We start from the raw sequence: 18,203 nt of genomic DNA on the forward strand, positions 1-18,203 counted from the left end.
CGGCGGGGACACGAAGCCATCCCGGCAGGTGAGCCAGAGCATGGCCCAGACGGCGACGATCTACAGCCTGGACACCGAGCTGGCCGACATCGATCGCGGCGTGTACGAGACCTTCGGGTTGCGCCTGGCGAGGCAGCCGTCCGAGACCCTCGAATACATGCTGACCCGGTTCCTCGCCTACTGCCTCGAATACACCGAAGGGATCGAGCTCACCGAGGGGGTCGCGGCGGGGGACGAGCCGGCCGTGCTGGTGCGGGACAGGACGGGCCGCGTCACGGCCTGGATCGAAGTCGGCATGCCCGAAGCGCAACGGCTGCACCGGGGCAGCAAGCTCGCCGGCCGCGCGGCCGTGTACACACATCGGAACATCGCCCAGGTGCTGGCGGGCCTGAGCGGGAAGAACATCCACCGCGCGCCGGAGATCCCGGTCTACGAGCTCGGCCGTGGCTTCGTGGACGCGATCGCCGCAGTGGTGCAGCGGCGGGCCGCGGTGACCGTCTCGATCACGGAGCGCGAGATGTACCTGGACATCGACGGACGGGCCTTCAGCACCACGGTGGTGGAGCATCGCATCGGATGAAGCGTGTCGCGGTGATCGGCGCCGGCGCAGCAGGAACGATGGCGGCGATCTTCGCGGCGTCGCAGGGGTCGCAGACACTCCTCCTGGAGCGCACCGCGGACGGCGGACGGAAGATCCTCATCAGCGGCGGCGGTCGATGCAACATCCTGCCCGCACGGGTCGACGAGTCCCGCTTCGTCACCGATTCCTCCTCCGCCCTGATGCGCAAGATGCTCCGGTCCTGGCCCCTGCGCGAGCAGATCGCCTTCTTCGAGGACGAGGTCGGTCTGAGGCTCGTGGAAGAGCCGGAGTCGGCGAAGCTCTTCCCGGCCTCGAATCGGGCCCGTGAGGTGCGGGACGGGCTGCTCGCGCTGGCGGCCCGCCGGGGGGCGACCCTGCTGATGAACACCAGGGTGACCGGATTCGCGCCTTCCGGCCGGGGCTGGCGGATCGAGCGGGAGGGGGACGCCTCTCTGCAGGCGGATGCGGTGGTCGTGGCCACGGGCGGTCTCTCCGTTCCGTCCACCGGCAGCGACGGCCTCGGTCTCCAGGTCGCCGAGCGGCTGGGTCATGCGGTCCATCCGACCTACGCGGCGCTCACGCCGATCACGGCCGACCCCGCTCCATTCGCGAATCTCGCGGGCGTTTCGCTGAACGTCACGATCACAGCCCGGGCCCAAGGGCGGGCCGCCACTTCGACCGGAGGATTCCTGTTCACGCACCGCGGCTACAGCGGACCCGCGGTGCTCGATGTTTCGCACGTGGCCGTGCGCTCGCGGGCCGCCACGACATCGCCGGCGCGTTTTCTGGTGCGCTGGACGCCGCTCGGGGACGAGGACTGGGAGTCGGCCCTGCGCCCGCGGGGGACCGGGACCGTGTCGGGGGCGCTGCGAGCGGTGCTCCCGGACCGCCTGGCGGCCGCGCTATCGGCGTCGGTGTCGGTCGACCCGGGGCGGACGCTCGCGGGGCTGCGCCGCGACGAGCGTCTCCGGCTGATCGAGACGCTGGTGCGCGGCGTCCTTCCTTGGACGGGGGACGAGGGGTACAGGAAGGCCGAAGTGACCGGGGGCGGAGTGAGCCTGTCGGAGATCGATCCCGGAACGATGGAGAGCCGGAGGCATCCCGGCCTGTTCCTCTGCGGGGAGATGCTCGACTCGTTCGGCCCGATCGGCGGCTACAACTTTCTCTGGGCGTGGGCGACGGGACGCGCCGCGGGGCTCGGAGCCGCGCGCGCGTCGTGAACGGACCGGTCAGGACACGCTCCCGAGCCGCGCGAACCAGGCGCGCATCCCACGCACCAGCCTCCGGCCGGCGGGAGTGAGGAGACCCGAGCGCGAGGCCTCCTCGAGATCCCGCAGCGCGGAGGCGATCATCCGCTTCTCGCGGTGGAGCTCGCGGCGGACGAAGGCGCTCTCGGTCGCCCCGAGCCGGGCGCCGGGGGCGCGCATCCGGTCGCGCTGCACCCGCAGCACGCGGCGGAACAGCTCGGCGCGAAACAGGAACGTGTAGGCGCCGTGCAGGAGGCCGTGCAGAGGCCGGCGCGCCCCGCGCCACGGCGAATCGAAGGCCTGCACCTCCAGCGTCTCCGGGCCGGGCACCAGGAGATCGACCGTTCCCTGCAGGTCATGCAGGCGGTGGTGCGCGGTCTCGTGCAGGAGGTCGTCGGCCAGATCGATCGGCGACTTGCCGGACACGTTGATGAACGAAATGCCGGGTCGCGCGGCCATCGAGTAACTCACGGTCCCGGGTTCACGGATCGGCACGACCATGAAGGTGCGCCGCTCGATCTCGCGCTGCGCCTCGGGCCACGACACCCGCACGATCCGGAGGGCGCCCGCCAGTCTGGGGCCGAGCCCCCGGGACTCCCGCAGCACGCGCGGGGGGCGGCGACTCGACAGGACGACCGGGGCGAGGACGATGGCCGTTCCCGGGAGACTCTCCCGGCGCTGCAGGCGGAGCGCGGCGCCGCGCGCCCCCGGACGCCGGCGCCGCGCGCCCGGCACCAGGTCCGGAGCGAGGAGACCCGTCCCGGCGGCCGGCACGATGACGCGTCCCGCGCCCGGTGCTCTCAGATCGAGCCGCGCGCCGCGGAGCGTGGCGCGCACGTGCCGCTCCGCCGCAGGGCGCAGCGTGCCCGCGGGGCGGGGTCGTCCGCCGGGCCTGCCGGCGCGGGTGATGGCGAGCGGTCCCGCAGGTCCGGCCAGGGTCCCCAGATCGATCCGGTCGCGGGGCCGGCCCTGCTCGGCATCTTCACGAAACCTGAGAACGACGCTGAGGGGGCCGGGCTGCCTGTAGGCGAGCCGCAGTCCGAGGACGAGCGCCGCGAGATCGAAGGTGGCGTCGTCGAGACGTTTCCTGGCGAAGGTCCCGCAGCGGCGGGCGAATCCGGAGTCGACACGCCCCCGGGGAACGAGTGTGCCGAGGTGCTCCGTCCCGCAGACGAGATGGAACAGCCGCGCCGTCGTCGACCCCGTCCCGCCACGACCGCCGGGCGCCTTACGGTGGACGCGGCGCGCGAGGAGGAGCCGGGACAACCGCCCCGCCTCGAGCCATGTCTCCGCCTCGGCGAGAAACCCCCGAATGTCCGGCCCGACCAGGATCCTGTCGCGGACCGGCCGGGGCAGGGCGCGCAGCGTGGCGAGGAGGCCGTCCAGGAGCGGGACAGCCCGCCGCACCGAGGCGGCGCGGGGGAGGGAGGCGAGCCTGCGCCGCGTCCGTCGCAGCCTCCAAAGGCCGAGACGGGCCAGCCGGGGCGACAGGTTGTCCGTCTCCAGTCCCTGCTCTACGGTCACAGCGCCGACGGTCGTGATGGCAGAAACCTCCCGGGGCGGGTCATTCTCGTTCAAGTTGAAAATGCCCTACAATACCCCGCCATGACAAGTCACATCGTGCGGATCGCCGTTCGTCTCGGGGTCCTGCCGGCCTTGGTCTGCGCGGGGCCTGAGATCTTTGCGCAGGGGTTCGGCGGGACGGTCGCGGACCACCTGGTGCGCGGCGACAGCCTGCTGGCGCAGAAGAAGGGGGCGGAGGCGATCATGCAGTTCCAGGAGGCGCGCACTCTCTGTGCGGAGCCGGACGAGATCGTTTCGGCTCTCGAGGGCGAGGCGCGCGGGCACCTGCTGCAGGACGAGATGCTTCCGGCGGTCGGTCTCCTCGAGGAGGCCGCGACGCGCTTTCCGGATGACCCGCGCGCCTCGAACCTTCTGTTCCAGGCGGGCTCCGTGTCCCAGAGCGCGGGCGAGTTCGACAAGGCGATCGACCTCTACCGCAGGGCGCTGGCGAGAAACCCGACAGCGGACATCCTGCCGCCCCTCAAGCTCCAGCTCGCCCTCGCGCTGCGGATGACCGGACGGGCGGGAGAGGCGATCGAGGTCCTGAAGGACTTCGAGAAGGATTTTCCGGACCACGGTCTCCTGCCGACGGCCCTGTACCAGCTGGCCATCGCCACGCACGATCTGGGCACCGGCAACAAGGACCGCGCCAAGCTCGAGGAGGCGGTGGCGATCTACAGGAAATTGATCGAGAAGTTCCCGGGCAAGCCCGCGACGATCGAAGCCCACTTCGAGATGGGCCTCGTCCTGTCCGAACTGCGGCAGAGCGCGGAGGGGGCGGACTACTTCACCCAGTACGTCTCCATGAATCCGACGTCCGCGGAAGCGCCGGCCGCCCTCGAGAAGGCGGCCGATCTGCTGCTGCTCCGCTCCCCGAAGCAGAGCGCGCAGCTCTACGCGCTGGCTCAGATCAAGGCGAAGACGAACCCGAAGCCGACCAACCCGGAGTGGGCCCTGACCCGGTGGCTCCCGGCGAAGCAGAGGCTCGCCGACACCCTGTCGAGTGTCTGGGTCCTGGTGATCCTGGGCCTGCTCGTCCTCGGGGGGATGGCACTGGTCGGCCGGCTGGTCGTGAGGCGAATCCGGAAAGCCCCGGCCCCGGCGGGCGCCTGAGGGACGGCCGGCGCCGGCTTCAATCGGCGTCGAAGGGTCGGGGCGGGGGCTCGTCGGATTCGGCGGCCTTCTTGCGCGCCTCCTGGAATTTCTTCTCCAGGATCTCCTCGCGGTGTCGCGCCTCGTCCATCGCCCGGGCGAGCTTGTCCTCGGCTTCCTTGCGCTGGGCCTTGACCTGCCCCATCGCCTCGTCGAGCGACTGGTGCTCGCGGTGCCGGCGCCGCTCCTCGAGGAGAATCGCCCCTGTCCGGGGGTCGACGGTCAGGAGAGTATCGCAGCAGGGACAGACGATCTTCAGGCTCTTCGACATGGCGGGACCGCACCCGAAACTGAACCCTCATTATAGCGTGAAGGGAGCCGCATGAGCGACGACAGACCGAAGAGCGCCTACGAGATCACGATGGAGAAGCTGAAGGCGCGCGATCGCGAGCGAGGCGAGACCGCCCCCGCGGCCTTGACGGACGGACAGAAGAAGAAAATCGCCGACCTGCGCAAGGTCCACGAGGCCCGGCTGGCCGAGCGGGAGATCCTGCACCGCTCGGAACGGGCCAGGCTCCTCTCCGATCCCGAGGGAGCGGAGAAGCTCAAGGAGCTCGAGGAGCATTACCTCGGCGACAGGCGCCGGATCGAGGAGCAGCGGGACAAGGCGATCGAGGAGGTGCGATCGGGCAAGGGAGGGGCCAGGACGAAGCGGTCTACCTGACCGCGCCGAAGATGTCGGCCAGCTCCGTCTCGGGGACCGCGCCGGGCTGGGATCCCATCCGGGTGATCTCCCGCCCGTCGATCTTCACGATGATGGTCGGGATCGAGTTGATGTTCCGGCCCTGCCAGGGCCCCGGTGCCTGGGTGAACCCCTTCGGCACGCCGTAGAGATTGACCTTGATGTTGGGGTTCTTGACTTCCGAGACGACCCGCAGGAACTTCGGCATGTACTCTTTGCAGTGGGGGCACCAGGTCGCGAAGAAGGCGTCGATCTGGACCTTCTTCGTGTACTTGTTCAAGGCCGCGATCGACTCTCCCTTGGGCGCGTACTCCCGCATCCCCTCCCGGTACTCCGGCCGGTCGGCGACGAGCGTGTCCATCTCGACCGCCCCGACGATCGGCGGGCGGTCCAGGCAGCGCAGGATGCGCACCTTCTTGTCCTCGGCCTGGAACTGCACGAAGGGTCCGTCCACCGCCAGGGCGTAGGCGGTGGCGGTCGGAGGGGCGGTGTCGTTCATCTGAAGGCCGCCATCCACCTGCTTGATCTGCTCGCGCGGCACCGCCACGACCTTGCGGGCCTTCATGTCCATGAGCAGGCCGGTCTTGCACGCCGGGACGTCGACGTAATACATGCCGGGGCTCGCCGCCTGGTAGAGGGTGGCGTTCTTCGGATAGGAGCCGTCGACCTCGACGCTGTAGTCGTAGTTCGGCTTGCACACGATCGCGTCCGCGAGCGCCGGTGAGGTCGCGGCGAGCGCCAGTGCCAGGACCGGCAGAAGACGGATCGTCCGGAGAGAGGCCATATCAAGCATCATGAGGCCTCCGATCATAGCAGGTCTTTCGCCTCCGGGGGAGCGCCGTCGTAGACCGCCGTCACGCGGCCGGAGTCGACCAGGAAGAAGCGCGGCAGCCTCCGGTAGAGCACGGGGATCACCTCGCGGTCGATTCGCTTGACCTCGAACGCCGGCACCGCCGTCCACAGGAAGGCGTCGATCTCCTGCTCGGTCGAGGGCGTGAGACCTAGGATCGGCGGGGCTCCCTGCGTCGCGGCGAGGGCGTTCAGCGCCTCGGCGATCCCCGCCGCGCGCGCGTCGGTCACGTCGAAGAGGGCGACGAGGTGACGCCCCTCGGCGAGCGCGGGCAGACGCTTCTCGAGTTTGAGGTCCGCCAGGACCGCCCCGGGAGCCAGTCGCGTGATGACGGGAATGTTGAAGAACGGCAACGAAGGGGACGCGACCACGAAGGCCGTCGAGATCAGGAGAGACGCGACCAGCACGGCGCCGGCCCCGCCGGCTCGGAGTCCTTCCCATCCCCTCGATCCCCAGATCGCGATCGCACCCAGGAGGACGAACAGCAGATCTTCGCCGATCACCTCCGCCGGGGTCCTGCTCGAGTAGGCCCCGAAACAGCCGCACGCCTCCGTGCGACCGGCCGAGAGGCCGTAGGCCTCGATGCCGATGAAGATCAGCAGCAGGACGATGGATGCGCCCGCGGTCAGGACCGGCCGCACGGCGCACACCAGCGCCACGCCGAGGACGATCTCGAACACGATGAGGGCGGGGGCGGCGAGGGCCGTCAGGCGTGGACCGAGGATGCCGTATCCCGCCACCTGTTGCGTGAACTCGGAGGGAGTGAGTCCCTTGGCGATTCCGGAGAACAGGAAGATCGCACCGAGGAGAATCCGCCCGGCATGCCCCAGGCCGCCGCGCCAGGATGGCCAGCGGGCGTTCCGCTGCAGGGCGTGCGCCTCCGTCGCCGCGTCCATGTCCTCAGGTCCTCCGCTTCGGGATCTGGCCGCTGCGATACAGCCGGATCTGGACCTTCTCGATCGTGGCGAGTCCCTCCGGGATTGCGGCGTCGACGATGGGCAGGTCTTCGGAGAGGCGCAGGATCTTGGCGGTGTGAAGGCGGCTGTGGGCGCCGAACCCCTCCACCCCCCGCAGCACCGTGGCTCCCGCCAGGCCCTGCTCGCGCGCCTTCCTTACCTTCATCGGGATCTCACGGACCGTAGTCGATGAACCCGGGGTTCAGGACGCCGTCCGGGTCGTAGGTCGTCTTGAGACGGCAGAGCTCGTCCCAGCGCGTCCCGAAATGCTGCTTCCAGCGCTTCCGGTCGAACTCGATGAAGCCGGAGAGATAGCGCTTCGCGCCGGCCGCCAGGCTCATGTCCGACACCAGGTTCAGGCGCGCCTTCGCCTGCGGCAGGAGGTCCGGCGGGACTCCCGGCAGGATTCCGAAGCCCATCACGAGCGGTGTCTGAGGGTACATGAAGAAGGGAATGTGCGACACGGTGCCGCGGCAAGGCCAGAGAAGGACATGCCCCCCTCCGAGCGCGGTGGGCGGCAGGCCGGCGAGGACCTGCGTGATGAACGGCTGGGCCGCCCCCCACGGGATGATCGTTTCCGTCCACGGGTGCGCCATCCCCCAGTTCCCCATCCGCTTCCAGATGGCGAACAGCGGCTCCAGGCGGGCGGCGAAGCCGAGGAGATCCTGGTCGTCGATGTGGGTGCGGCGGTACGGCGCGAGCCCCTGCAGGACGCGCGCGTCGTCGGGTGGCGACTGCGGCTCGAACTCGACCGTCAGCTGCAGGGGAAAGAACCAGGCGGCGAACGCCTCCTTGCCGGAGGGCGTGCTCTTGAACCCCTGCGGGCAGGGGGAGCAGGTCGCCTCGATGTAATCCACCCGGTCCTGCTCGATGGCGAGCTGGGCGTCGCGCATGATCGCCCCGAGATCGTCGTACAACAGGAAATAGGTGCGAGTCCTGGGCCTGCAGCGGCGCAGCTTCAACCGGGCGCGCGTGATCACGCCGATCTGCCCGAAGGTCGAACGCACCGCATCGAAGACCGCGTGCTCACGCGACTCCGACGCGACCACGATGTCCCCCAGGCCTGTGACCGCCTCGATCTCGGTGACGTTGTCCCCCTGCGCTCCGAAGCGGAAGGAGGCCACCCCCAGCCCGGCGACCGACAGCGTTCCCCCGACCGTGACGCCGAGGTTGTTGGTCAGGACCGGCGGCACGAGTCCTTGCGGAATCGCCTGGCGCACCAGGGTCTCCCACTTGACGCCGGCCTGGCAGTCCGCCAGAAGACCCACGGGATCGATCGAGAGGATGCGATCGAGGGAGGTCAGGTCGATGAGGATCCCGTCCGCCACGGTGGCCTGGCCGCTCTGGGTGTGCGCCTCGCCGCGCGTGGCGACCGGCACGGAGTTCTTGCGGGCGTAGCGGATGACTTCCGCGACGTCCTGGGTCGAGGACGGCCGGACCACGACCCCCGGGACGCGCCTGATCATCCGGCCGAAATCGCTGCTCGCGTCGGCGCGGAGGGCCTGGTCGTCCAGCACCTGTCCCGCGATGAGCGCCCTGAGGTCGCCCGCCAGATTTCCCGCCATCACCCTGTTCCGTGAAGAGTGGTCAAGACCGGCCATGATACGGGATCGAAACGGGTCCTTCAAGCGTGCTCCGGCCCTCCGTTTCCGGCCGATGGGCTGGTGTAGACTGGATGTCTACTCCGGGGAGGGACGGGATGAGGGTGTCGCTGCGGGGAGCATGCTGCACGGCCGCGCTGTTGCGCGCGGGCCTCGCGCTGGCCTGCCTGATCGTCTCCCCGGCCACCGCATCGGCGCAGGCCGACCGGCCGGCGGAGGAGACGCTGCTGTCGTTGCAGGAACGCGGGCGTCTGATCGCCCTCTACCTGCAGGCTGTTGACCGGACGGCCGATCTCCTCAAGGCCCAGGGAAGCGGCGCGCCTCCCTCGGACCGCACCGTGGTCCTCCCGGACAGCGCCGGCTGGCGCGTCGTCTGCCTCAAGGATCTGACGAAGGAGCCCGGCATGGCCGCCCCTGCCCGCGGCGGGCTCTCGATCGTGGGCGAGACCACCTTCAGCCCGGACTCCGGGCAGGTGGGGACGCTCGGCCTGATCGTGCCGCCGCGATCGGCCCCGGCGACGATCCAGGCGTACAGCCGCGCCCTGGACGAGGCCGAGAGCGCGACGCTCAGCCGTCCCGAGGCCGGGCCGCCGTTCGTGGACGCGGTGATCCGGGAGAAGGACTCCACGTTCACGGTGTACGTCATCTCGCAGAAGCCGGATGAGGCGGCGCCCGCGCCCGCCACGCCGCCGAGCATCGTGATCGGGCGCGATTTCATCGTCAGGGTCGCGGCGAACGGCCGGCAGGTACTTTCCGTTGACAGGCTGCACGACAGCGTGGCCTCCCTGTCGCTCCTGCCGCGCGCGCCCGGCGCGCCGCTTTTGCACGAGCACGACAAGGGAGATCTCCCGGCTCCCACCGACGTGGCCCTGGTGATGCGCCAGCCGGTCTTAGCGCCGCTCCTGGTCCTGACGGGACGCTTCATGTTCCGCGTCGATCGGGAGGGAGGGGTCACCTGGCTCGGTCCGAACCCGACACCCTTGGTGAAACCCGCCCCGAGCCCGCCCCCCCCGGGTCGGGGAGGCGCGCGGTGAGCGCCCCGGCCCGCTACGTCGCGCTGTACGACGGCGACTGCAGGTTCTGCATACGCTGGCGGGATCGGATGATCCGGCGCGATTCGAAAAGGGCGATCGAGTGGGTGTCGGTGCACGATCCGTCGGTCACGACGCGCTTCCCCGGCATCGACCGCGAAGACGCGCTGCGCCAGATGTGGGTCTACACTCCCGACGGATCGGTCCACAAGGGGGCGGAGGGCTGGCGCATCCTGTTCGGCGTTCTGGATGGACTCTCGTGGGTGTCCGGCCTCTACAGGATACCGGGTGTCCCCTTCGTGATGGACCGCGTCTACCGTTACATCGCGGCGCGGCGGTATCGCCTGTCCTGCAGCAACGCCGCCTGTCGCGGGCAGGCGGGCGCCGGTCCGCGGGCGCTCGGTCTTCTGGCCCTGCTGGTCCCGACGCTGGTCGCGTCGACCTCGGTCTGGGGTTGCGGGGAAGGCCCGCCCGACCTCGTGTCCGAGCGCCTGCAGGCGATCGCCGACCCGCAGGCCGAGGACGTCGTCCTCGCGATGTTCGAGGCGTACGGCCCCCACACCGCCTGGAGCGCCCACCACAACGTCGAGTACACGTACAGGCTGCAGCTCTACGCCGGCGGGAAGGAGCCGCAGAAGATCGTGCACCAGGTGCACCGGATCGATCTCGGCGCCGGCGAGAGATCGTTCGCCCAGGACCTCGAGGGGGCTGAACTCCAGGTGGTGAGGGTGGCGGGCTCGCGCATCGAGGTCATCCGGTCGGGCGCCCCGGTGACCGAGCCGACGCAGCTCGAGTTCCCGCGGGCCTTCATGCGGATCGCGCGCTTCACGTTTCTTCTTCCCTGGAACCTGCTCGACACGGAATCGCGCCTGCAGTACAGAGGAGAGAGGACGCCTCCCCGGGCGGGCCACGTGCCGTCCGACGAGTGCGATGTCGTGAGGCTCACCTTCGATGAGAAGGACCCGTCGCGCAAGGACGACTGGCACGACCTCTATGTGAGCCGCGTGAACCACCTCATCGACCGGATCCATTCGTACCGCGGGGAGGACCGGTCCTACTGGCTGTCGCTCTGGTCCGACCACAGGACATTCGGCGGCGTGCGCGTCGCGACGCGCCGCGAGACGCATGCCTCGGACGTGGCCGCCACGATCGGACCGCTCGAGGCGGTGGTGGAGTACTCGGACGTCCGCTTCGACGCCCCGTTCGGGGACGAGGTCTGGGCCGGCATGCCGGAGGAATCCGAGGCGCCGTCGATCCCGGCGGTCCCCGCCACCGCCGGCCGCCTCGCCCCGCCGGACCCGTCCGCCCCCCCGCGAAACGACGCGCAGTGAGTTGCGGGCCTCCTCCGACCGGAGTATCTTCTCCGGTACACGAGAAAGGAGGTGGTCCAGCAGATGAGTTATCACAGTAGAAGCGAGGTGTTCGACCGGACCCGTGAGGTGGCGGCAACTTAGGCGGACCCACGGTCATCGGGCCGCTCGGTATCTCCGCCTGAGGAATACCGGCCGGCCACCGAACCCGGAAGTCCCGGCGCAGGTCCAGCCGGGGCGGCGCGCTGCGCCGCAGACGCTTCCGGGTTTTCTCTTTCTCTGGTAGACTCGGCGCTTCAGCCGCACCATCTGCACCAGGCCGAGGCAGTCCCGGTGTCCCCCCGCCGGACCGGCCTGCATGGGACAGAACCCCCCAACGACGGGTGGTCCCGGTACCGGGCGGCGGGGAGGTACGCAGGATGTCCAGCACCTACGACGCGATCGTCAACCGCTACATCGAACGGACGAGGAAATCCCGCGAGCTGCACGGCGAGGCGAAGCGCCTCCTGCCTCGCGGCGTGTCCTCCAACTTCAGGGTGGTCGACCCGAACCCGATCTTCATCGAGACGGCGGTCGGTGCCGTGATCACGGACGCCGACGGCAACCGGTACACCGATTTCTCCAACGCGTTCGGTGCGCTGCTCGTCGGCCACGCCCACCCCAAAGTCGTCCAGGCGATCGAGTCGCAGGCGAAGCGCGGCACCCTGCACGCCATGCCGCACCGTCTGGAGATGTCCGTCGCGAAGGAGCTGAAGGAGCGCTTCGGCCAGGAGCAGTGGCGTTTCGCGAACTCCGGGACCGAGGCGACCATGCACGCCATCCGGCTGGCGCGCGGCTACACGGGGCGGTCCAAGGTGATCAAGTTCGAGGGGGGATACCACGGGGCGCACGACACAGTCCTCGTCTCCAACAAGCCACCGCTGCGTCTGGCCGGCCTTCGATCCCGCCCGCGCGTGGTCAGCTGGAGCGAGGGGATCCCGGAGGAGTCCTACGCCCACACGCTGGTCGCCTCCTTCAACGACCTGAAGGGGGTGCGCGCCCTGTTCGAAGAGCACCTGAACGAGGTCGCCTGTCTCATCCTCGAGCCGATCATGATGAACATGGGAGTGACCGAGCCGCTGCCGGACTTCCTGCCCGGTCTGCGCGCGCTGTGCAGCGAGTTCGGCGCCCTGCTCATCTTCGACGAGGTGAAGACCGGCGTGAAGATCGCGCGCGGCGGCGCCACCGAGTATTTCAAGGTCAGACCGGACATCACCGTCCTGGCGAAGGCGATCGGCGGGGGGATGCCTCTGGCCGCGTTCGGCGCCTCGGCGGAGATCATGGAGGAGCTGAACTCGCTCCGCGTCATTCATGTCGGCACCTATGCCAGCAATCCGGTCACCCTCGCGGCGGCCGAGGTGACGCTCAAGGAGATCCTCACCGACGAGGCGTACCGCCGGGTGTTCTCCCTCAACAAGAGACTGGTCGACGGGTACAGCCAGATCATCCGCGACCACGGCATGCCCTGCTACGCCAACGGAGTCGGCTGCATGGGGACGATCAACTTCAGGAAGGACGTCATCAAGGACTACCGCGACTGGGCCTCCGTCGACAAGCTCGCCTCGCAGGCCTGGTACCTGGCGATGCTGAACGAAGGGATCATCCCTCAGCCGCCCGGCCCCGACGAACAGTGGACGATCACGGTGCAGCACACCGAGGCCGACGTCGAAACGCACCTCAAGGCCTTCGCGAAGGTCGCACCCCTCCTGAAATCCCTCTGAGGACCGCTCCGGGCGGTGACCAGTCGATGAGCCGGGCGCGGGAGCTTCTCGCCTATTTCGAGGCACGCGGGGACCGGACCCTCGATCTGCTCGGGCGACTGGTCGCCATCGACTCGCCGACATCGGACAAGGGGGGGGTCGACCGGGTCGCGGCGCTCCTCGCCGCGGAGCTTCGGGAGGCGGGCGCGAGCGTCGACATCCTCCGTCAGGAGAGGGCCGGCGATGTCCTGAGGGCGGCGTTCGGCTCCCAAGGCGGGCGCCCCGCGATGCTCCTGGGTCACCTCGACACCGTCTGGCCGGACGGGGAGGCGGCCCGTCGCCCGTTCCGCGTCGAGGGCTCCTGGGCCTTCGGGCCGGGTGTCTTCGACATGAAGGTTGGGCTGGTGCTCTGCGTTCTCCTGGCGCGGGCGGCCAGGGAGAACGTCCTCAGGCCCTGCCTGCCGGTCGTCTGTCTCTTCAGCGGCGACGAGGAGACCGGGAGCCCGGCGTCGCGCGCGCACATCGAGGCGGAGGCTCGCGGCTCGCGCTACGTCCTGGGACTCGAGCCGAGCAATCCGGACGGCGGGGCGAAGACGGAGCGGAAGGGAGTCGGTCGGGTCGTCGTCGAGGTGCAGGGGGTCGCGGCCCACGCCGGCATCGACCCGGAGAAGGGGGTCAACGCCATCGAGGAATTGGCGGCGCAGGTTCTGGCGGTCAAGCTCCTGGAATCGGGGCCGGCCGGGACCACGCTGCACGCGGGACTCATCGGGGGGGGCGTGGCGAAGAACGTCATAGCACCCAAGGCGCGCGCCGAGTTCGACGTGCGCGTCCCGTCGCTTCCGGAGTGGAGACGCGTGGAGACGGCCGTCCTCAATCTGCGGACGCGCCACCCGAAGGCCCGCCTGCGCGTCGAGGCGGCCCTGACCCACCCCCCCATGGTCCGCACCGAGGCGATCGCCTCCCTGTACGGGAAGGCCCGGCGGGTGGCGGGGGAGCTTGGCTTCGACCTGCGGGAAGGATCGACCGGAGGGGGGAGCGACGGGTCGTACTGCGCCGCGCTCGGTGTTCCGATCCTCGACGGTCTCGGTGTCGAAGGGGAAGGGGCGCATGCCGTGAGCGAAAGGGTGCGCACCGACCGGATCGCATGGCGGGCCGCCTTCCTGGGCTCCCTGCTCGAGCAGGTCGAAGGCGCCTAGAAAAATTCAGCTCAACGCCTGCAGCGCCACCAGGACCAGGCCGACCGGAACGCCGACCATCAGTCCCGCAAGCACGAACGCGCCGAACGCCCTCCAGGCGGAGAAACGCTCTGCCTCCGCGATGCACTTCAGCGTGATCAGGAATCCCCAGATGCCGATCAGGTCGTGCGCCAGCTGCAGGAATCCGAAGAGAAGCGCCGCGGGCGGGTTCCCCTCGATGGTCGCGGGGAGGGACTGGAAGGTCTTCTCACCGAGGAGCGCGGCTCTCGGCAGCCAGAGCGCGAGGCCCCAGATCGCCGGCGCGTAGCTCCACGCCAGAGCCGCCATGACCGCGGACATGCGTCCCTGGCCCCCCAGCCAGCGGCCCGCCAGACCCACCAGGCTCGTCAACAGGAACAGGGCCAGGATGCCGCCGACGGCCCCGCCCGCAATGCAGACGACGAGGACGACCGACGCGGGATGTGTGTCACCGAAGCCGGAGGTGGACGCGAGCCTCAGAGCTCCGGCCACACCACCCAGGGCGGCGAGCCGGTACACCGAGCGGCGCGGGTCGGAGTCGAGGATCTGCCGGAGCGTGGCGCGCGGGCGGGTCCAGATCGAGATCCAGGGGACCAGCGGCTCGGCCGGAGCGGCCGAACCGGCCTGAGTGCCGGAGGAGGAGGTGACGACCGGTGGCGGTTCGAGGAGCGGGGGTGGCGTCGCTCCGTGCGCGCCCGGAGCAGAGGTCATCTCGCTCATCGAACTCCCCCTCGGAGCAACCCCTCCGCCCGCGGGCTCGGAGCGCCGGCGCCATCGGACGCCGGCCGCCCGTCGGGCGGAGGAGCGGACTCCGTCACTCGCGGCTTCTGTCCTGGCGCCCGAGCCTGCGCGGACTCGGGCGGCCGCGGAGACGGGTGATCCGCGCGACGAGGTTTACTTGAGGTGCTTGGAGACCAGCTTGGTCATCTCGAACATGCTGACCTGCTTCTTGCCGCCGAAGACCTTCTTGAGCGACTCATCCGCGTTGATCATGCGGCGGTTCTTGCTGTCCTGGAGCTTGTTCTTCTTGATGTAGTCCCACAGCTTCTTGGTCACCTGCGTGCGCGGCAACGCCTTCGACCCGATGACCTCGGCGAGCGCGTCGCTCGGCATCAGCGGCTTCATGAAAGCGGCGCTCGGCTTTCGACCTTTCTTGGCTGCCATCTGCTCCTCCAGCTAGAGTGTTGGAATCGGACCGGACCGGCAAAACCGCCGAAACTCTACCACGGGTGAGGCCCGCCCGTTGCTGCGACGTCAAGAAGGCCCCGGGAGGGACGAGGCCGGGGATCGAGCGGGCGGTCACCGGTTCAGGAGCGACCAGGCCATCCCGACCAGTGCGCCGGCAGGGACGAGATACTGAATCGGCAGCCTGAACCGCACGATCGCGGCGAGCGATGCGAGCGCCAGGACCAGGGCGAACACGTCGAGGCCGCGGCCCGCGGGGAGCAGCACATGCGCGCCGAAGAACGTCGCGAGGTTCAGGATCACGCCGACGACGGCCGACGTCACTCCCACCAGGGCGGCCTGCAGCCTGCGATTCCCGGCGAGCGCCTCCACGTACGGCGCCCCGACGAAAATGAACATGAAGCAGAAGAGGAAGGTGACGTAGGTCGTGATCAGCGCGCCGAGCACGCCGCTGGCGAGCGGGCTGAGACCGTGCGCCTGGTTCCAGGCGCCGATGAAGCCGACGTACTGGGTGACCATGATGAGCGGTCCGGGGGTCGATTCGGCGAGGGCCAGACCCTGGATCATCTGGTCGGCGGTCAGCCAGCCGTACACGTTCACCGCCACGTGCGCGATGTAGCTGAGGACGGCGTACGCGCCGCCGAAGGTGATGAGCGCGGCCCGGGTGAAGAACAGGGCCTCCTTCACGAGGACGTCTCCGCCTCCCCGCCACAGGCGGAGGAGGCCCACGGGCAGCGCCCACAGCGCGGCGAACAGGAGAACGATCCGCGCGGCGCGTCCGGCCGGCGGGTAGGACGATCCGGTCGGGGCGGACCGGGCTCCCGGCACCGCTCGATTCGCGCCGGCGACGGGACGTTCCGCATCGGGCGTGCCTGCGCCGCGCGCGCGGACGGCCTCCGGAAGCGCGCGCTCGAGGAGGATGCCTGAGGCGGCGGCCGCCGCCACGATGAGCGGGAACGGCACGGCGAAGAAGGCGATCGCGATGAAGGCCGCCGCCGCGAAGAGGTACAGGGCCGGATGGCGCAGGGTCCTTCGGCCGATCCGCAGCACCGCCTCGGCCACGATGGCGATCACGACCGGCCGCACGCCGTAGAGCAGGCCCGCCACAGCCGGAACATCGGCGTGCGCCGCCACCAGCCAGCTCAGGACCAGCAGGACGAAAATCGAAGGCACCACGAAGAGCACGCCGGCGGCGATGCCGCCGGCCGTGCCGTGCAGGAGCCAGCCGATATACACGGCGAGCTGCTGGGCCTCCGGCCCGGGGAGGATCATGCAGAAGTTGAGGGCGCGCAGGAACTGCTCCTCCGGGATCCAGCGCCTGCGCTCGACGATCTCCCGGTGCATGATGGCGATCTGTCCGGCCGGTCCGCCGAAGTTGATGAACCCGAGCTTCACCCAGAAGCGCAGGGCCTCGCGGAAGCTCACCACTTCTTGAAGATGACGAAGACCGCCAGGATCATCAGGCCGAATCCTGCGAGGTAGTTCCACTTCAAGTCTTCCCGAAGATACAGGACCGAGAAGACGCAGAACACGGCCAGCGTGATGACCTCCTGGATCGTCTTGAGCTGGGTGGTCGTGAACCGGGCACTGCCGTAACGGTTCGCGGGTACTTGAAGACAGTACTCGAACGAGGCGATGAGCCAGCTGAAGAGGACCGCCTTCCACAGCGGCGAGGACTTGTACTTGAGGTGCCCGTACCAGGCGAAGGTCATGAAGATGTTGGAGAGCGTGAGAAGGACGATCGTCATCATCGTCCTGCATCCCCGGCCGCGCCCCCGCCGCGTTTCTCCCAGACCATCCCGAGCGTCTCGTACCCGTGCCCCGGGTGTCGCGCCGCCTTGCTCTCCTTCCCGATCGGCACGTCGTACCGGGGGTCGCCGAGGAGCGCGAGGGTGCAGTGGGCCAGGAGCTCCCCGTAGACCCGGTCATCGGCCTCTTCGGGGGTCATGTCGAGCGTGATGACCAGTCGGCCGCCGGGTTTCAGGACACGCTCGAACTCACGCATGCAGCCCTTCCAGGCGGCCCGTGGAATGTGCTCCATGACGCTCAGGCAGAACACCCTTTCGAAGCGCCGGTCTTCGAAATCGAGCCGGTCGGCCGGGCAGGCATGATAGCGGACGGGGCGCCGGCCGTCTTCGCCTGGAAGCCCCCACAGCGAGTGGATCCCGGCGGCGCGGAAGATCAGCCGCTTGGCCAGGGAGCGGGTGTTCCTGTACAGGCTCTTTTTCGGATCGAAAACGAAGCTCGTCCCCTGATCGAGGGACGGGTCGGCCACGTGTGACTCGTGACCGCGGGCCGCGAGGTAGAGGGAGAACGGGCTCCCCCCGCCACCCACGTCGAGCACAGCGAGCGGCCGCGGCCCCAGGTCGGCGGCCAGGACCGCCCAGGGATATTCCCAGGCGCGCGACCAGTGGTCGTAGCCGGTCATGGCCTGCAGGGCGCGGCTCTTCGTCAGGAGGGGGCGGAACCAGCGTGGCTGCTGCGACAGATCGAGCTCGAGCATGTCGCGATGGATCGCTGCAAGAGCGCCGTCACGGCAGTCCCGCATGTCGAGCAGCCTGGATTGCATGCACGTCACGCGTCAACTCTTCTTCTCGGGCGGCTCGTCCGCGAGCTCCAGGTGGAATCGGTGCAGGAAGCGGTGCACCGCGGGTGCGAGCAGGACGGCGGCGATGGTCAGGAAGGTCACGCCGCTGAACAGGGCGTAGAACGACTCGAACAGTTTGCCCGACACCGAGGTGATCGGATCGACGGGACCCATCCCCGCCAGAATCATCGAGGCGTTGACGAGGGCATCGAGCCAGTCGAGACCGCCGAAGCGATGATATCCGAGCACACCCAGACCGAGAGATCCGATGACGACCACCCCGGCCACGCCGGCGCTCCGGGCCAGGTGCTTGAGGAAGAACCTGGGGGGGTGCATCGGAACGGGACGGGGTTCGCGCATCCCCGGCTACTTGTACCACCCGATCGGCCGCTCGTCGAGGTTGATGTAGACGTGCTTGACCTCCAGGTACTCGTCGAGGCCGTGCGGACCGAGCTCGCGCCCGAACCCGGACTGCTTGTAGCCGCCCCACGGGGCCTCCACGGGGG

The 18,203-nt window shown here is 69.4% G+C and carries 20 protein-coding genes and 1 pseudogene; 8 read left to right on the top strand and 13 right to left on the bottom strand.

Annotated elements, in window-relative coordinates:
* The first annotated feature begins 40 nt into the window (after window positions 1-40).
* Together VEW47_15740 and VEW47_15745 are read left to right on the top strand one after the other, a co-directional pair.
* Window positions 41-580 (top strand): YaeQ family protein, encoded by a 540-nt coding sequence (locus VEW47_15740; protein HYS06631.1) that lies wholly within the window; start codon window positions 41-43, stop codon window positions 578-580.
* Window positions 577-1,800, top strand: a complete 1,224-nt coding sequence (locus VEW47_15745; protein HYS06632.1) for an aminoacetone oxidase family FAD-binding enzyme — start codon at window positions 577-579, stop codon at window positions 1,798-1,800. The genes VEW47_15740 and VEW47_15745 overlap by 4 nt, the downstream gene beginning before the upstream one ends.
* Before the next feature lie 9 nt (window positions 1,801-1,809).
* Here the strand turns inward: VEW47_15745 and VEW47_15750 are convergent, their stop codons facing one another.
* Entirely contained in the window at window positions 1,810-3,405 is a 1,596-nt protein-coding gene (locus tag VEW47_15750) for an HEXXH motif-containing putative peptide modification protein (GenBank protein HYS06633.1), read from the bottom strand.
* Window positions 3,406-3,432: 27 nt separating this feature from the next.
* Between VEW47_15750 and VEW47_15755 the strand changes: the two genes are divergently transcribed.
* A complete protein-coding gene (locus VEW47_15755; GenBank protein ID HYS06634.1) occupies window positions 3,433-4,503 on the top strand; it encodes a tetratricopeptide repeat protein in 1,071 nt (356 codons plus the stop codon).
* 19 nt (window positions 4,504-4,522) lie between these two features.
* On the opposite strand, the gene VEW47_15760 is transcribed toward VEW47_15755, so the two are convergent.
* The gene (locus VEW47_15760) at window positions 4,523-4,813 is read right to left on the bottom strand and encodes a hypothetical protein (protein HYS06635.1); all 291 of its coding nucleotides are present in this window, start codon (window positions 4,811-4,813) and stop codon (window positions 4,523-4,525) included.
* Between the two features lie 51 nt (window positions 4,814-4,864).
* Here VEW47_15760 and VEW47_15765 point away from each other — a divergent pair, with 51 nt between their 5' ends.
* On the top strand, window positions 4,865-5,206 hold the full coding sequence (locus VEW47_15765; protein ID HYS06636.1) for a hypothetical protein: 342 nt from the start codon (window positions 4,865-4,867) through the stop codon (window positions 5,204-5,206).
* On the opposite strand, the gene VEW47_15770 is transcribed toward VEW47_15765, so the two are convergent.
* The 4 genes and pseudogenes from VEW47_15770 to VEW47_15785 form a co-directional block, all read right to left on the bottom strand.
* On the bottom strand, window positions 5,199-6,020 hold the full coding sequence (locus VEW47_15770; protein ID HYS06637.1) for a thioredoxin family protein: 822 nt from the start codon (window positions 6,018-6,020) through the stop codon (window positions 5,199-5,201). The two genes, VEW47_15765 and VEW47_15770, sit on opposite strands and share 8 nt — an antisense overlap.
* A gap of 11 nt (window positions 6,021-6,031) precedes the next feature.
* Window positions 6,032-6,970 carry a MauE/DoxX family redox-associated membrane protein gene (locus VEW47_15775; protein HYS06638.1) on the bottom strand — a complete coding sequence of 313 codons (939 nt, stop codon included), beginning with the start codon at window positions 6,968-6,970 and terminating at the stop codon, window positions 6,032-6,034.
* 4 nt (window positions 6,971-6,974) lie between these two features.
* A pseudogene (locus tag VEW47_15780) lies at window positions 6,975-7,190 on the bottom strand (DUF190 domain-containing protein).
* Between the two features lie 13 nt (window positions 7,191-7,203).
* Complete coding sequence (locus VEW47_15785; GenBank protein ID HYS06639.1) at window positions 7,204-8,595, bottom strand: FAD-binding protein; 1,392 nt, start codon at window positions 8,593-8,595, stop codon at window positions 7,204-7,206.
* Window positions 8,596-8,729: 134 nt separating this feature from the next.
* Between VEW47_15785 and VEW47_15790 the strand changes: the two genes are divergently transcribed.
* From VEW47_15790 to VEW47_15805, 4 genes are all read left to right on the top strand, one after another.
* The gene (locus tag VEW47_15790; protein HYS06640.1) at window positions 8,730-9,665 is read left to right on the top strand and encodes a hypothetical protein; all 936 of its coding nucleotides are present in this window, start codon (window positions 8,730-8,732) and stop codon (window positions 9,663-9,665) included.
* Complete coding sequence (locus VEW47_15795) at window positions 9,662-10,993, top strand: DUF393 domain-containing protein (protein HYS06641.1); 1,332 nt, start codon at window positions 9,662-9,664, stop codon at window positions 10,991-10,993. The genes VEW47_15790 and VEW47_15795 overlap by 4 nt, the downstream gene beginning before the upstream one ends.
* Before the next feature lie 398 nt (window positions 10,994-11,391).
* Window positions 11,392-12,732, top strand: coding sequence for an aspartate aminotransferase family protein (locus VEW47_15800; protein HYS06642.1), 1,341 nt, complete (start codon window positions 11,392-11,394; stop codon window positions 12,730-12,732).
* A 26-nt stretch (window positions 12,733-12,758) separates the two neighbouring features.
* Window positions 12,759-13,907 (top strand): M20 family metallopeptidase, encoded by a 1,149-nt coding sequence (locus VEW47_15805; protein HYS06643.1) that lies wholly within the window; start codon window positions 12,759-12,761, stop codon window positions 13,905-13,907.
* Window positions 13,908-13,913: 6 nt separating this feature from the next.
* On the opposite strand, the gene VEW47_15810 is transcribed toward VEW47_15805, so the two are convergent.
* The 7 genes from VEW47_15810 to VEW47_15840 all read right to left on the bottom strand — a co-directional run.
* Entirely contained in the window at window positions 13,914-14,645 is a 732-nt protein-coding gene (locus VEW47_15810; GenBank protein ID HYS06644.1) for a YIP1 family protein, read from the bottom strand.
* Window positions 14,646-14,819: 174 nt separating this feature from the next.
* Window positions 14,820-15,089, bottom strand: coding sequence for an SWIB/MDM2 domain-containing protein (locus tag VEW47_15815; GenBank protein ID HYS06645.1), 270 nt, complete (start codon window positions 15,087-15,089; stop codon window positions 14,820-14,822).
* 135 nt (window positions 15,090-15,224) lie between these two features.
* The gene (gene chrA, locus VEW47_15820) at window positions 15,225-16,535 is read right to left on the bottom strand and encodes a chromate efflux transporter (protein ID HYS06646.1); all 1,311 of its coding nucleotides are present in this window, start codon (window positions 16,533-16,535) and stop codon (window positions 15,225-15,227) included.
* A complete protein-coding gene (locus tag VEW47_15825) occupies window positions 16,532-16,861 on the bottom strand; it encodes a DMT family protein (GenBank protein HYS06647.1) in 330 nt (109 codons plus the stop codon). Before VEW47_15825 ends, chrA begins: the two co-directional genes overlap by 4 nt.
* Window positions 16,858-17,679 carry a class I SAM-dependent methyltransferase gene (locus VEW47_15830; protein ID HYS06648.1) on the bottom strand — a complete coding sequence of 274 codons (822 nt, stop codon included), beginning with the start codon at window positions 17,677-17,679 and terminating at the stop codon, window positions 16,858-16,860. Before VEW47_15830 ends, VEW47_15825 begins: the two co-directional genes overlap by 4 nt.
* A gap of 12 nt (window positions 17,680-17,691) precedes the next feature.
* The gene (locus VEW47_15835; protein HYS06649.1) at window positions 17,692-18,057 is read right to left on the bottom strand and encodes a hypothetical protein; all 366 of its coding nucleotides are present in this window, start codon (window positions 18,055-18,057) and stop codon (window positions 17,692-17,694) included.
* Window positions 18,058-18,063: 6 nt separating this feature from the next.
* Window positions 18,064-18,203, bottom strand: a 140-nt coding sequence (locus VEW47_15840; GenBank protein HYS06650.1) for an aldehyde dehydrogenase family protein, incomplete at its 5' end; no start/stop codon positions are given.

The organism is Candidatus Dormiibacterota bacterium (assembly GCA_035635555.1).
In the GTDB taxonomy this organism is placed as follows: Bacteria; Acidobacteriota; Polarisedimenticolia; order Gp22-AA2; family Gp22-AA2; genus Gp22-AA3.

Coding starts and splice junctions, on each gene's coding strand:
- VEW47_15740 (HYS06631.1), top strand. CDS start 41: ATGGCCCAGACGGCGACGATCTACAGCCTGGACACCGAGCTGGCCGAC.
- VEW47_15745 (HYS06632.1), top strand. CDS start 577: ATGAAGCGTGTCGCGGTGATCGGCGCCGGCGCAGCAGGAACGATGGCG.
- VEW47_15755 (HYS06634.1), top strand. CDS start 3,433: ATGACAAGTCACATCGTGCGGATCGCCGTTCGTCTCGGGGTCCTGCCG.
- VEW47_15760 (HYS06635.1), bottom strand. CDS start 4,813: ATGTCGAAGAGCCTGAAGATCGTCTGTCCCTGCTGCGATACTCTCCTG.
- VEW47_15765 (HYS06636.1), top strand. CDS start 4,865: ATGAGCGACGACAGACCGAAGAGCGCCTACGAGATCACGATGGAGAAG.
- VEW47_15770 (HYS06637.1), bottom strand. CDS start 6,020: ATGATGCTTGATATGGCCTCTCTCCGGACGATCCGTCTTCTGCCGGTC.
- VEW47_15775 (HYS06638.1), bottom strand. CDS start 6,970: ATGGACGCGGCGACGGAGGCGCACGCCCTGCAGCGGAACGCCCGCTGG.
- VEW47_15785 (HYS06639.1), bottom strand. CDS start 8,595: ATGGCGGGAAATCTGGCGGGCGACCTCAGGGCGCTCATCGCGGGACAG.
- VEW47_15790 (HYS06640.1), top strand. CDS start 8,730: ATGAGGGTGTCGCTGCGGGGAGCATGCTGCACGGCCGCGCTGTTGCGC.
- VEW47_15800 (HYS06642.1), top strand. CDS start 11,392: ATGTCCAGCACCTACGACGCGATCGTCAACCGCTACATCGAACGGACG.
- VEW47_15805 (HYS06643.1), top strand. CDS start 12,759: ATGAGCCGGGCGCGGGAGCTTCTCGCCTATTTCGAGGCACGCGGGGAC.
- VEW47_15810 (HYS06644.1), bottom strand. CDS start 14,645: ATGAGCGAGATGACCTCTGCTCCGGGCGCGCACGGAGCGACGCCACCC.
- VEW47_15815 (HYS06645.1), bottom strand. CDS start 15,089: ATGGCAGCCAAGAAAGGTCGAAAGCCGAGCGCCGCTTTCATGAAGCCG.
- VEW47_15825 (HYS06647.1), bottom strand. CDS start 16,861: ATGATGACGATCGTCCTTCTCACGCTCTCCAACATCTTCATGACCTTC.
- VEW47_15830 (HYS06648.1), bottom strand. CDS start 17,679: ATGCAATCCAGGCTGCTCGACATGCGGGACTGCCGTGACGGCGCTCTT.
- VEW47_15835 (HYS06649.1), bottom strand. CDS start 18,057: ATGCGCGAACCCCGTCCCGTTCCGATGCACCCCCCCAGGTTCTTCCTC.